The organism is Novosphingobium subterraneum, assembly GCF_000807925.1.
Lineage (GTDB): Bacteria > Pseudomonadota > Alphaproteobacteria > Sphingomonadales > Sphingomonadaceae > Novosphingobium > Novosphingobium subterraneum.
This window is the reverse complement of record NZ_JRVC01000033.1, coordinates 75142-87957: the sequence shown is the minus strand read 5'-3', so window position 1 is coordinate 87957 and position 12816 is coordinate 75142. Positions and strand designations below refer to the sequence as shown.

At 58.5% G+C, this 12816-nt stretch carries 12 protein-coding genes; 6 read left to right on the top strand and 6 right to left on the bottom strand.

The annotated features are described in order from the left end of the window. Positions 1-411: 411 nt before the first annotated feature. From NJ75_RS21900 to NJ75_RS24615, 6 genes are all read right to left on the bottom strand, one after another. Positions 412-1575 carry a hypothetical protein gene (locus NJ75_RS21900; protein WP_039338308.1) on the bottom strand — a complete coding sequence of 388 codons (1164 nt, stop codon included), beginning with the start codon at positions 1573-1575 and terminating at the stop codon, positions 412-414. 34 nt (positions 1576-1609) lie between these two features. After that, positions 1610-3820: a GumC family protein gene (locus NJ75_RS21895; protein ID WP_039338305.1), complete on the bottom strand. Its 2211-nt coding sequence runs from the start codon at positions 3818-3820 to the stop codon at positions 1610-1612. A gap of 19 nt (positions 3821-3839) precedes the next feature. Continuing rightward, positions 3840-4532, bottom strand: coding sequence for a polysaccharide biosynthesis/export family protein (locus tag NJ75_RS21890; RefSeq protein ID WP_230487953.1), 693 nt, complete (start codon positions 4530-4532; stop codon positions 3840-3842). Positions 4533-4557: 25 nt separating this feature from the next. After that, entirely contained in the window at positions 4558-5826 is a 1269-nt protein-coding gene (locus tag NJ75_RS21885) for an O-antigen ligase family protein (RefSeq protein ID WP_039338303.1), read from the bottom strand. Between the two features lie 279 nt (positions 5827-6105). Further along, positions 6106-7416 carry a sugar transferase gene (locus NJ75_RS21880; protein ID WP_156135934.1) on the bottom strand — a complete coding sequence of 437 codons (1311 nt, stop codon included), beginning with the start codon at positions 7414-7416 and terminating at the stop codon, positions 6106-6108. A 373-nt stretch (positions 7417-7789) separates the two neighbouring features. After that, entirely contained in the window at positions 7790-8029 is a 240-nt protein-coding gene (locus tag NJ75_RS24615) for a hypothetical protein (RefSeq protein ID WP_156135933.1), read from the bottom strand. 1090 nt (positions 8030-9119) lie between these two features. Between NJ75_RS24615 and galE the strand changes: the two genes are divergently transcribed. From galE to NJ75_RS21850, 6 genes are all read left to right on the top strand, one after another. Then, positions 9120-10160 carry a UDP-glucose 4-epimerase GalE gene (gene galE, locus NJ75_RS21875; protein WP_052242746.1) on the top strand — a complete coding sequence of 347 codons (1041 nt, stop codon included), beginning with the start codon at positions 9120-9122 and terminating at the stop codon, positions 10158-10160. A 75-nt stretch (positions 10161-10235) separates the two neighbouring features. Further along, a complete protein-coding gene (locus NJ75_RS23585; protein WP_052242745.1) occupies positions 10236-10790 on the top strand; it encodes a helix-turn-helix domain-containing protein in 555 nt (184 codons plus the stop codon). Positions 10791-10848: 58 nt separating this feature from the next. Further along, positions 10849-11184, top strand: coding sequence for a hypothetical protein (locus NJ75_RS21865; protein WP_039338297.1), 336 nt, complete (start codon positions 10849-10851; stop codon positions 11182-11184). Positions 11185-11224: 40 nt separating this feature from the next. Further along, a complete protein-coding gene (locus tag NJ75_RS24845) occupies positions 11225-11659 on the top strand; it encodes a hypothetical protein (RefSeq protein WP_039338296.1) in 435 nt (144 codons plus the stop codon). After that, positions 11611-12189: a JAB domain-containing protein gene (locus NJ75_RS25455; protein ID WP_169745760.1), complete on the top strand. Its 579-nt coding sequence runs from the start codon at positions 11611-11613 to the stop codon at positions 12187-12189. Before NJ75_RS24845 ends, NJ75_RS25455 begins: the two co-directional genes overlap by 49 nt. Next, a complete protein-coding gene (locus NJ75_RS21850) occupies positions 12186-12641 on the top strand; it encodes a MarR family winged helix-turn-helix transcriptional regulator (protein WP_039338293.1) in 456 nt (151 codons plus the stop codon). The genes NJ75_RS25455 and NJ75_RS21850 overlap by 4 nt, the downstream gene beginning before the upstream one ends. The last annotated feature ends 175 nt before the right edge of the window (positions 12642-12816 follow it).

The window sequence follows — 12816 nt, the reverse complement described above, 5'->3', positions numbered from 1 at the left end:
GCCCTGGCACTGGACTTCCAGCCAGCAGCCGCTGATCGCAGAGGCCGCCTAACCGGCGGCCTTCAGGCCACGCTTACTAACCAGCGGCCTTTAGGCCACGCTTACTAACCAGCGGCCTTTAGGCCACGCTTACCGGTGACACTCGTCGCCTTCGTCGCAGCCGCTTCGGCCGCTAGATCGTCTTCGGCAGCGTGAGCTTCGAGGTCTTCGAGCAGACCATCGCGTCAGCGACAGCTTGGCTGTAAATCGCCCCGGACCAGCTCTCTCGCGCGCGGAGCAGCCGGGTCATGATTTTACACAGGATAGTATTGAAACACGCTCTCTAAAGCTTAGCGACGCCAAGAAGTTTTACCTACAAAATTCAAATTTCTCCAGTAGGCGGTCAACAGCAGAAAGCAAAAATCTGATCACTCAACGCGCGAGCGGTTTTACACCCATTTCACCAGCTGCCATCAACAACGCTGGCATCTGTGCATCCGGAGCCGAGGCCTCTATCACCCAATCCTGAATCCGGCAGTCCGGGGAAAAAGCCGGGTTAAGGATTAGTGTACGGGTCTCATTCGGCTGGATCGATGCCAACATCTCGACAGAAGCCCGCGAATTGGCCGGCAAGCACCTCAACTGTATGGAAACCGACACTGGTTCAGATCCAGACCGCACCGGGACTTCAACACGATATTGTCCTTCAGCGAATGAAGTCGTCCGTCTAAACAACCTTGCTCGCCGCCCAGGTTCGATTGAGGCTGCCCATTGACCTTCCGGTTCCAGCTTGACCAGTGCCACTTCGTTGTCCGCGACATCCCAGGTTAACGGAACGTAGTCCGGGTTTGAGTTTGCTTTCGTTGGGGAGAATGCATCGAGCTGACTTGGCTGCAACTTCCCGTTCTTAAGCACGAACTCTCGCGCAGACTGAATGTTGCCGGAGGAGACCAAGGTTCGAATCACTACGGGCACAAACTCTCGGGGCGCTCTCCCTTCATCCGCACCAAGCTCCCAAAACAGTCGCGCTGCGTTAACATGTCCCCCGGGCGCGGCGGCCGCCATCCTTCCGAAGTTCCACAGCCAGGTTCGTCCCGCTAAAGGCCTCAAAGCTATCCGAAATTTTGGGTCCGCAAGTGCGGGAATCAATGGCGGGAGCAATCTGCCCTCCAAGGACGGATCCACGAGAAGCGCGCGATCGAAATGCACAAGCATGTCGGTAAGATTTCCCGATTGCGCGGCGAGCGTAGCAAGCTCAAGCTGCACCTTGGGAACCCGACGAGAAACCGTTTCAGCAAGCCTAAGAGCGGCGACTGATACGCCGCTTTCGGTTGCATTGCCTGCCGGGCCGACGGCCACAGGGATAGCGGCGGCCGTCAACGGCTCTGCCTGGAGCCATTTCCTTGCCCGTATTTCGATGTCTGCTTTTCCGCCGAGAGCCGTTGCGACAGGAAGGTCCTCTAATTCTAAAAACGCCGCGCGCCTGAGCAAAGCCGGTGCCGAACTGCCAACTTGGCTTGCGACATCAACTGTCGCCAACCATCCCAAGGCTGCCGCCACAGTGCTAATGCCGACCGAGCAAAGAACAGAGTTCATCAGTTCCTGCTCCTTACTCCTTGCATCCGCCCAATCACGACTGCTCCTTGGTGATCCCATAGCCGTAACCATAGCCGTAACCATAGCCGTAGCCGTAGCCGTACGAATGTTTCGAGAAATCGACCTTGGTCACAACTAGGCCGAAGACGTGCACTCCAACTGCACGGAGCCTTTGCAGGCTCGCTCGAATTGCACGGCGCGAGGTGCGCTCTGCTTGCGCAATGTAGACAACACCCTCGGTTGCCCGGCCCATGAGCGGCGAATCAGCAAGACCGAGGATTGGCGGTGCGTCAACAATCACATGGTCAAAGCGGTCAAGGAAAGTTGTGATTAGCTGACCAAACTTGTCCGAACTCAGCAACTCTGCCGGGCTAGGAGGGATCGGACCTGTAGGAAGCACCCACAATCCCCGGTGATCCGTTTGCTGGATCTGATCAGCGAGGTCTTCTCCAGCAAGCAAGTTGCTTAGCCCTGACTTGTTCTCGATCCCCACGTAGCGATGCACGGATGGGGAACGCAAGTCGCCGTCAATCAGGAGCACGGACTTGCCGGTGCGCCCGATCACCTCCGCCAACGCAAGAGCAGAGGTCGACTTGCCCTCGCCTGGCTGCGTGCTGGTAAGGACGAAGGACTTAGGGAGTCCGTGATTGGTCGCAAAAGCCAAGGTAGAGCGGACGCTGAAGTACGCTTCGGACATGCCCGTCTTCGGGTCCTGAATTTCCGAAAGCGGCGATTCCTCTGTCATTGGGACGTTACCGAGCAGTGGAATCTTGAGAAAATTCCTGACGTCCTCCGGATTCCGAATGCCTTCGTCAATCTGCTCGAGCGCAAACACGACTGCTGCGGCGAGTATCAAGCCGGCCAGTGCAGCAACCGCGAGATTGAGCAACATTTTTGGCGATGACGGGCCGCTTGGCACTTTCGCCGAATCGACAATAGCTATGTTGTTGACCCCTACCGAGCCAGCTACGCCAATTTCCTTGTAGCGCTGCAACAACGCATCGTAGAGTTGCCGGTTTGTATCGACTTCCCGCTGGTAGATGTTCTGCTGGATCGAGGCCTCTCGCTGGCGCGTCAGTTCCGCTTTGAGGGCGTTCACCTTGGCCTCAAGATCGCGTTCTCGCTTCAACGCTTCCGCATAGGACTGCCCCCGGCTCCCTGCCGCCCGCGCCGTCTCTCTCTGGATTGCTGCATCGAGCGCATCCATCTCCTGCTTGATGGCGCGCGCCGCTGCATATCTAGCGTCGAATTGGACGAGGATCTTTGCATAACGCGCCGCCGCTTCCGCCCGTTGCGTGCGCAGTGCCGTAATTGTCGGGTTCGTAAGCACTTCAGGACTGTTGTCAACGGAACCTACGGTCGCTCGGCTCTCAGCAGCAATCCGCTCTGTCCTAGCCTCTATGTACGCCTGGTTAAGCGCCTCCAGATCGGCAGACGCCAGAGTTCGCTGGGTATAGGTACGGCCGTCCGCATCTCGCATGGCGTCCAGAGTGACAATGCCTTTGCCCGAAGTGTAGGTGACGAGATCGCGCTCGCTTTGCTCGACCTTCTGACGCAGTTGTCCAAGTCGTTCTTCAAGGAACTTGCGTGCGTCTGCAGTCGAGGCGAATTGCCGGTCCATCGACGATCCGATGAACTCTTGCGCCCAGGCATTGGCAATTCTGGCCGACAATTGCGGCGATCGTGACGTATAAGAGACGTCTACCAGGCGGGATGCTCGAATTGGTGACACCTCTATGTTAGACAGCAAGATCGAAATCGCCCGGCGTTGCTCGGCATCTGATCTCTGTCTTGCACTATTCGGCCCACTGACCTGCAGCGGCTCAAGTCCATGCGCTGCCAGGAACGCAGGGTCACCGGCTAAGCGCAACTTGCGCACAACACGCTCGGCCAGGGACTCAGCCTTGAGCAACGCATATTGCGTCGCGTAGAATTCGATATCCCTCGCCTCAGTATCGGACTCAATACCGCGGACATTTGTAATCTTCTTCTGTTCGCGGCTAATCTCGATCTGGGTTTTTGCGGTGTACCGTGCCGGCGTCATCAACGTGATAACCATTCCGGCTACAAGCGCTGCAGCTATGATGGCAGCGATAATCCATCGCCACCGCAGGACCGCCTGCCAATATTGCATAAGCAGCGGGGACAGCCAAGCTTCATCATACTCTGCCCCCTGCATCAAGTCCGCCGACCGGCTGGGATCATTGCCACGATCGCTGGCAATGGGAATTTGGCTATTCATCATGTCAATGGGTTCCGATAGCTCAATTTGCCAGGCGATCGACCGCAATGACGATCGGCGTAGCAAGCGCCGGGAATACGGCCAGAATGTCCTTGAACAGGCGCCGCGAGCGCGAGTCCCCCACAGTCACCACATCGTTGGCGTAGATTTCAGGATCGGGGTAAGCCCCGTGCCTGATCGCATCGAGGTTGTAGAGGGCCGCGTAACGCTGCCCCGCAACCGTGCGGAAGATGACGACATCATCGAGCTTTGAAAATTCGTTCGTCCCTTCAGCTCTGGCAATGACCCGCAGAAGCGACATGCGCCCCACCACAGGGTAGATACCCGGTCTTTTGACTTCGCCATCGACCGTCACCACCCGGCTGACCATCTCCTTGATGTTCACGGTTACCTGAGGGTCGCGTATGTACGACGCTTTCAGTCGCTCTGTGAGTAGCTTCTCGACATCGCCTGCCGTCTTGCCAGCAACGTCGATCACACCGACCAGGGGATAGGAAATCTTGCCGTTCGCGTCGACCTGGATATCGCGTTGCGCAAGCTCGTCGATGCCGAATACATCAATCGTCAGTCGGTCGAACGCACCAACGTAATAGGGCTGAACGCCGCCGGACAGATCTGCCCCACGAGGTACAGGAAGCTCCGTTGCATCCAGCACCGAGAGCTGCGGGTCTCCGCCGAGCACAACTTTTCCGCCGCACCCTGCAAGGCTTGCCATCAACCCAATTGCGAGAATGAACCTGCTACGCTGCATATGAGTGTTTCCGTCGGTTTTGCTGTGTCATTACCTGCACTGTCGCTCCGTCGGATTGCAATCGAGGGGGCCGCAAACAAACAAGACCCAAGGCCATGAGCACCGCTATCGCCGGCACCCGCACTGGATAGTCGCTAAGCGAGCCAATCGCGCAAAGCAAGAGCAGGATCAGCCCGGTGCCGCAAAGCAGACGGTCTGACCCGTTCCTTCGAGCAAGGGCAAAGACCTGAAAAACGACGATTACCAGGAGGGCAATGAGCAGTAGTGCGGCCGGAATCCCCCCGGTTGCAATCGCCTCGAGCCAGTCGTTATGCGCATGATTCATGTACACTGGCGATATCATGGCGTCGCCTTCGTAAATCTGGAAAACTGGCTGGAACGAGCCGATCCCGCTCCCCCACGGAAAGACGTCCCGCAACATTTCCACCGTTGCCGGAAGGTTGCGAATGCGCGCATCATCGACCAACTCCGAATTCATCAACCTGCTGAACACAACCGCCCGGTCAGAGGAAACGGCAGAAGCGATCAGAAAAACCAGCAAGATGGCCCCTCCCCCCCAGGTCAGCCAACGCATAATACGATCTTGAGCGCGCTGCTCGACAGGATGAGCCGAAAAGAGGGACAACGCCCAAGTCATGACTGCTGCGCAAATTCCCATCACGAGACCGGACCTGGATCCATTCACTAGCAGGGATGCAATGATGAAGAGCGCACCAGAAATCCACGCTACGCGAATGAGAAGTGCATTTGTGCGTCGCCTGGCACTTAGTTGTGCGAGCCAGAGCCCAAGCACGGGAAATCCTGCCGCCAAAAGTAAGGCTTGGTGATTCCGGTTCGCAAACAGACCTACCGCACTTCCATTGTTGGTTACCGCATAGAGATACAGGGGCCCTTCGGGGTCGGACGCCAGCTGCGCTACGGCCAAAATCGCGCTCAGAACGACCACAAGGCCGACACTCGTCAGTGCCAAGCGCAATTCGCGGGCCGACAGTTGTATCGCGAACAGGATTACGGCCAATGGCGTGGCGAGGCTCCAAAGCGCATTCCAGGTCCACTTCGGCGCCATCGATAGCGGCCGCCAGACAGGGCCAATGCCTGTCACCTCATCAATCTCCACAATTATCTGCCGTCCGGGCAAGCTTTGCCAGATTTGTGGGGGCAGCGGCACAAGATGCGAAATCACGAGAATGAGGATTGCTGTCGACCACGCAATGATCGCCCAGTTTTCCGTCAGATGCTCGCGCTTGAGCGTCAGCAATGCGGCACCACATGCCAAAATGGACAATGGCCGCAAAAGCAACAAAGAGAGCACATCGGGTCGCGCGCTACCGCCGAAAAGGAAAGCGATTCCTACGATGCACAACAGTCCCGTTAGCGGGACTGAAACCCGCGACCTTTGTGAACTGGCCGACACTCGTGCAACCCTTCTCGGCAAGCGTTCATCCATTCTTGACCCCTTATGTTCGTGTTGCCGGGGCCACTGAGAGTCAGCCTGATTGCTCAAGCCAGCAGCGTTAGGATCCGCAGGTTCGGGATCCTAACGTGATCCAAATCCAGTCAAGACGGTTCGAATTGTCTTGAGAACGATCAGCACGTCCAGCCAGAACGAAAAGTAACGGATGTAGAAGAAGTCGAACTCCAACTTCTCTTGTGCAGCCTCCAACATGGCAACATTGCCTTGGTGCACAGCGGCCCAACCGGTAATACCCGGCCGCACGGCGTGTCGGTAGCCGTAAAACGGCACATGGCGTTCATAATGCCGTGCAAGCCCTATGGCTTCCGGACGAGGGCCAATCCAACTCATTTCTCCCAGCGCCACGTTCCAGACCTGGGGCAATTCATCAATTCGCCACTTTCGCAGATAAGCACCAAGGCGCGTCACACGCCGGTCCCCCTCCTCCGTGAATGCCGGCCCGTCCATGGCCGTGTGCATGGTGCGAAGCTTGAAGCAGACGAAGGGGCGACCTCTATGCCCCATCCGTACCTGACAAAAAATTGCTGGCCCGGGGGATTCAAGCCTGATCAAAACGGAGACGAGCGCCACTATGCAAGCAACAAATGGAAGTGCGAGCAACGCCACGACCACGTCAATTACACGTTTGATCTTGAGGTAAAATAATGACGGAAGCAACGCCCCGAACTCGTTATCCGAATGCTCGGTAAACTTGACCCGGCCCGTCAACCCTTCTTCCATGTGCGCGAGGTGATAGACTGGTACGCCCTGCAGCACGAGCCTCGTGATGAAGGAGGACCAGCGCATCGACAAGTTGGAGTGGGGATCGAATGCTACTGCGCTGATCCCTTGAGGCAGGCGGGGCTCGCGCAGGATCTGCCAATGAATTCGCTCGGAAAGCTGCGCCGCTTCTGTAGGCGAAACTCCTACCAGGCCGACAATCGGTCGGACATACCTCGCACGCATCACCGACGCAAAAAAGTACCATGTGCAGGCCGTTACGAAGCTGCCTAACAAATGCGGCAGTCCTAGGGGTATGCGCAGAATGAAGAGAACGAAGAAGCCCACCGTGAAACTTGCGAGAAATGTCGGAAAGATCAGACTGGCGCCGGAAACGAGGGGAAGCACCGCAATCCGGCGTAAGGACAGGTGCCCGAGACACACTGCTCCAAAGGACGCGATGTATGTCGGCAACAATGCAATGTCGGTCCGGACGCGGGACCGAAACGTGTCATGGAGCGCATCAAGAAACAGCGGCACCAGCGCGACGAGGATTAGCGCAATGCCCAGGAGATAGCGGTTCGAAACCAACACTACCCGGACAAAGCCGGGAGCTGCTGGCGTGGGAACAATCCGCACCGTCGACTGGGCGGCAATGATTGGCCTGTATTCCACAATTTCTGCCCCTCAGGTTTGGTTTCTACCAGACCAGCACAATCGCCGCCAAGGGATACGTAGAACCCCGGACTCTAACGAAGACCTTTCGCACTTGCAAAATGTATCTGCTCATCAGGCCACTCTGCTCCCGCTCCTCAACGACCGTTGATCCTGCAGCATGCGCGAAATCGCCTTTTAACCCAAGGATTCGAGAACGTGCATAGGCCGTCCAACCAACGAGCTATGCTAGCAAGCTATATCTTTAGTTTAGGCGACGAACCGTGACTCGCCTGCGGCGACCAGACTGACATTTCGGTGAGCGGGCGAGACAAATGCCAAAAAAAACGCCCCTTTCGGGGCGTTTCCTTGGATCTGAAGCGGCAGGTGCGCTTCAGGGGCTCGCGGGGGCTCCCTCGACAGCCTTGGCAATACCGTAGGCAGCTGCACCAACAGCCAGTGCGCCCACAACGATTACAGCCGTATCAACTGCCTTCTCGCCCTTCTTGATCTTCGCTGACGTGCGAACATCCGATGGGGCCGATGCAGGCTTACGCTGTGCCGCCGCAGCCGGAACGGATACGAGCAAGCCCGCCACTACCAAGGCCGAACACGCCTTCTTGAGAACTGCCATGTGTATGCTCCTATCTTTCGTTGTACGCTTATGCACGATTCGGATTATATTGCAACGCACATGTTGCCGATGCGAACGACCTCAGCATTTCACCTCTAGGCGGAAAAGCCGCCGGGGCGGATTTGTCACGCACTGACGAAACAAACGCACTCGCCGCAATTGGGTTTCCGCGCCACTGTATCCACTAAAGTGTAAACAACTCATGAGCTCTTGCCCGACGCGCGGCTTGGCGATTGGACTCCACTGTCCCTGAAAATCGGTGTCGATGTCGAACCGCTCGCGTCTGGAAAAGGCGTAGCCCACTGACAGGCGTCGCAACAAGTGCTGGCCGGCATCACGCCGACGTCCTTGGTTATGGATGCACGACCGGGGTCTGCCGTTTCCCGCGTCGCTCCTGCCGGCCACTGCGATCACCTCGCCGTCACCACCAACAGAGCCCGGTCGCGCGGAACAGACTGACGCTCTTCTCAAACGGGTTCCTTCCCTGCTGCGACCATTGGGTCAATGAAGCCACTGACAAGTCACGAGCGATAAGCGCCTGCCCCGCAACGCACCCTTCTGGCATTGCGACGGAAAGTTCTGTCAGGACTACGGTTACAGCGGTCGAAGGCCGCAAGCTGGTGTCTTTTCTGAACAGACGCCGGGAGAAGAAGCGACACCAGCTGTCACCTGACATCGGGATCGGAACCCTGCCGACTGCTTCGGCGAGCGCAGGAACATCCGGATGGCGCCAACAGCGAAGCCTAGTTCGACGGGCTATCTTGGAGATCAATTCCTGAGGAACGCCCAAGGCTCCACGATGTCGCCGCTTCTGGGTGAAGCCGCGAAGCGATCTGGAAAACTGGCTCAGTGCCACATATGGATCTGGCAAATTCGATCGCGAGACGCTTGGGACGATCTCGCATACGCTGCAAGATCGTCGACCTTTGCAGCTCTTTATTCTTCATGCCATAGCGCACCGATGAAGACGCTCGAAATTTCCAGACTGGCTCGCATTGCTGTCTGCCGGCGATCTCGAGGGAAATGTACGGCCGACCAAGGTAAAGCCTTGCTGGCAAACTTGCACATATTGCTGCTGGAGATGCTCTAAATGTCGAAGGTTCCCGTTCTCGTCACTGGCGGCGCAGGCTACATCGGCGCCCACGCCGTGCTGGCGCTGAGGGACGCGGGCCATCCGGTCGCGGTGATCGACAATCTGGTCACCGGCTTCCGCTTCGCCGTGCCCGATGGCGTGCCGTTCTACGAAGGCGATATCGAGGACGCCGACCTTCTCAAGCGCATCTTTGCCGAACAGGGTACGCGCGCGGTCATGCATTTTGCCGGTTCCGTGGTCGTGCCCGAATCGGTTTCGAACCCCCTCAAGTACTATCACAACAACACCGCCAAGAGCCGCGCACTGATCGCCGCGGTGGTCGAGGCGGGCGTGCCGCACTTCATCTTCTCCTCCACCGCAGCAACTTATGGCACGCCCGAGGTTTCGCCCGTTACCGAGGACACGCCGCAGCGCCCGATCAATCCCTATGGCATGTCAAAGCTGATGACCGAGGCGATGCTGTCCGATGTCGCCGCCGCCCATGCGCTCAACTACTGCGTGCTGCGCTATTTCAACGTCGCCGGCGCCGATCCGCAGGGCCGCACCGGCCAGTCGACCGCGGGCGCAACGCATCTGATCAAGGTCGCGGTCGAGGCGGCACTGGGCAAGCGCGCCTCGGTCGGCGTGTTCGGCAGCGATTTCGACACCCCCGACGGCACCGGCGTGCGCGATTACATCCACGTCTCCGATCTTGCCGCCGCCCATGTTCTGGCACTGCAGGCGCTAATTGCCGATCCCGGCGAATCGCTGACGATGAACTGCGGCTACGGTCGCGGTTTCTCGGTGCTCGAAGTGCTCGACGCGGTCGATCGCGTCACCAACCGCAAGATCATGCGCGAGATGCAGGGCCGCCGTCCAGGCGATCCCGCCGCGCTGATCTCCGACAACAGCCGCATCAAAGCCACGCTGCCGTGGGTCCCGCGCTATGATCATCTGGACACTATCGTCACCCACGCCCTGGCCTGGGAGCGCAAGCTGGACGAGATTTGCGGCCAACCATCGGCTCGAGGCCCCAGCACGAGCAGCCATTCGACGTAATCCCCGCAATCCGTTAACATGGATTTTACATCGAGCCCCGTTCCCCCTTTTGGGCATTTCTGTTAACCATACTGAATGGCCACACGTCTCGAAATCCCCGTTTCCCGCGACGATGACCGCTGGTCCGATGATCTCGCCGGTCTTTCGGCCAAACAGTGCGAGGTTCTCGACCTCCTGCTCGAGCACAAGAGCAACAAGGAAATCGCGAAAGCTCTCGGCATTTCACCATCGGCCGTGGACCAACGCCTTGCTGCTGCCCGCCTGCGCCTCGGCACGACCCGGCGCGGCGACACCGCACGTGTCTATGCGCAGCTCAAACTGACCTGTGTAAATTCCACAGGTGGCTTTGCACAGGTCGCCAGCGACACACCAATCGCGGATGAAGGTGGCGAGGACGAGACGGAGCGGTTGCTCATGTTCGAGGACATTGGCCTCTTCCCCGGTCCTGCCCAGGGAGGAGCGTCACCATGGCCCGAGCCGCAAGCGCAACGCCTTGCCCTTCGGGACCTTGCAGTTCCGACGAGCCCTCTGGTGCGCTTAGGCCTGATCATAGTCTTTGCACTGCTTATTGTGGTGGTAGCCCTGATCGGCATGAGCGTAACCCAGAGCGTCGTAGCGCTCCTCGGATAGTAAAAGGCCTCGTATGTCCACACGCTTGCGCCGCTACCAAAGCGGCAGGGGATTTGCGATGACCATGACCAAGACCGTTGCCGCCGCGCGGCTCGCCCGCGAAGTTCCGACTGCTGAACTGGCAATCGACCAGGCACTCCAGGCAACCACTGCCGTGCTCCAGACCTTGCTTGCCGCACGCACCGGCGGGGATGTACCCGCCCACGCCGGGCAGATCGCGATCGCAAAGCTTATCCAAAGCCAGCAGGCCCTGGTCAGCGCCAGCAGCGACTTTCTGCGCGTCCATCGCGAGCTTTCCGCCCTCGGTCGCGAAATGATGGCTGCGGACTATGGCGAATGCCCCCCGATCAAAGGGGCCATCGACACTGGCCGCAACGAGGCCATGGCCGCCTGATCGCCCTTGACCTGCAAAAGCAGACAGGCACTCTGGCACTGTGCGCTACGCTTTGCAGATTCTCATACTGACACTGATTACGGTCTACGCTTGGCGCCGTGCCGGCCAGACCGAAAAGCGAGGCGCGCTGGTCATGGCCTGCCTTCTGCTCGCATCGCCGCTCTACGCCGCTCTCGGCGCGAAGCCTATGCGCTTCGAGCAGATGGATATGGGTTATCTCGTGATCGACGGGTTGGTCCTGATAGCCATGACCGCCCTCGCCTTGGTGTCCGGAAAATGGTGGCCACTATGGTTCGCAGGCGCACAGCTCATTGCTTTCCTTTCGCATTTCGTGCGCTTGCTCGCAACAAGCTACGCACCCTTTGCCTACGCCTTGATGATGCGTGCGCCGTCCTGGATCCAACTGGCCATCCTCGCCCTTGGTACATGGTTTGCAGTGCGCGACCGAAGAGTCACTGGTGCAACCGCATTCTGAGCGGCAGGCTCACATTCGCACGTCCCCTCGACATCCGTACCAGCCTTGCGCAAAAACCGCTTCTATATCTGCGATCACTGCGTGAGAAGGCTGGAAACCGTTCGCGCGAACAGTCTGCATCTGCACGCAGGACAGACGCTTGGAGCTCCGTACCAGATGCTGGCATCTCGCCCGTTCTTGCCAGCTTCCTCAAACAAAGGCTCGGCACCGCACCTCTCGAACAGATGCTTGTCCTGTTCTTCGGCACAGACGGGACCTGCCTCGGGATCGATGTGACCGCATCGGGGAACCGGTCCCGCGTTGCCATCCAGCCAAAACGATTGCTGCACCAAGCCCGAAAGCTTCACGCCAACAAGATTGTCATGGCCCACAATCATCCAAATGGCTCTGCTCGTCCCAGCGCGGCAGATATCGGCGCAACAGCGCTTCTGCATCAGATGGCGGTCAACCAAGGACTTCATCTTGCTGAGCACTTTATTGTCGGATCCGAAGGAATCTTCAGCATGCGGCGAGCGAGGTTGCTCCCATGATAGAGCTCGCCTCGACCATGGCCCTTGCTTCTCTCGCGCAAGGCGCCGACCAGCGATGCGAAGCCTCATTGATCTGGGTGGCCACTGCGGAGTTGAACATGCGCCAGCAGCTTGCCGCCTTGTTCGCCAATGTCGATCTTCATTGCGACCCCACTTTCGACATCCTTCTCGAGGTCTATGTCGGGCTCAGATCAGGCAAGCTTCGCACCCCGGGGGCCATCGCAAACACTACCGGCGTGCCGGGCTCGTCAATCACCAGGTGGATCAAGTTCCTCGAACGGCGCGGGTTTCTGCAACGGCACAAGGACGAAATTGACGGGCGTCGGATCTTCCTCACCCTGACCGCGGATGCCCATGCACTCGTCGAGCAAGCACTAGCGACTATTGCATCGTCCCGCCCTCCTGCAGAAGCCGCGCAAACACCGACGCCAAGCCTGTTCTTCTCGCGATGACGAGGCCGCGTGCACTGTGCCAACCGACCGCGTTTGCGCGGCCCAGCCATAGCTGCAGGCTGCGCCAATCTTGTCGCCATCCCTCGCCAATCGGGCGACGTCAAGCCTAACCTCGATTGCAGGGGGAGGCGCGCCTTGGTGCCACTTGCCTGAGAGAGCCCCGGTCGCACGCTCA

What these genes read in the sequence shown, in the direction of transcription:
- galE (WP_052242746.1), top strand. Translation starts at nt 9,120, where the DNA reads ATGTCGAAGGTTCCCGTTCTCGTCACTGGCGGCGCAGGCTACATCGGC.
- NJ75_RS25455 (WP_169745760.1), top strand. Translation starts at nt 11,611, where the DNA reads ATGGTTTGCAGTGCGCGACCGAAGAGTCACTGGTGCAACCGCATTCTG.
- NJ75_RS21850 (WP_039338293.1), top strand. Translation starts at nt 12,186, where the DNA reads ATGATAGAGCTCGCCTCGACCATGGCCCTTGCTTCTCTCGCGCAAGGC.
- NJ75_RS21865 (WP_039338297.1), top strand. Translation starts at nt 10,849, where the DNA reads ATGACCATGACCAAGACCGTTGCCGCCGCGCGGCTCGCCCGCGAAGTT.
- NJ75_RS23585 (WP_052242745.1), top strand. Translation starts at nt 10,236, where the DNA reads ATGGCCACACGTCTCGAAATCCCCGTTTCCCGCGACGATGACCGCTGG.
- NJ75_RS24615 (WP_156135933.1), bottom strand. Translation starts at nt 8,029, where the DNA reads ATGGCAGTTCTCAAGAAGGCGTGTTCGGCCTTGGTAGTGGCGGGCTTG.
- NJ75_RS21890 (WP_230487953.1), bottom strand. Translation starts at nt 4,532, where the DNA reads ATGGCAAGCCTTGCAGGGTGCGGCGGAAAAGTTGTGCTCGGCGGAGAC.
- NJ75_RS21900 (WP_039338308.1), bottom strand. Translation starts at nt 1,575, where the DNA reads ATGAACTCTGTTCTTTGCTCGGTCGGCATTAGCACTGTGGCGGCAGCC.
- NJ75_RS21895 (WP_039338305.1), bottom strand. Translation starts at nt 3,820, where the DNA reads ATGATGAATAGCCAAATTCCCATTGCCAGCGATCGTGGCAATGATCCC.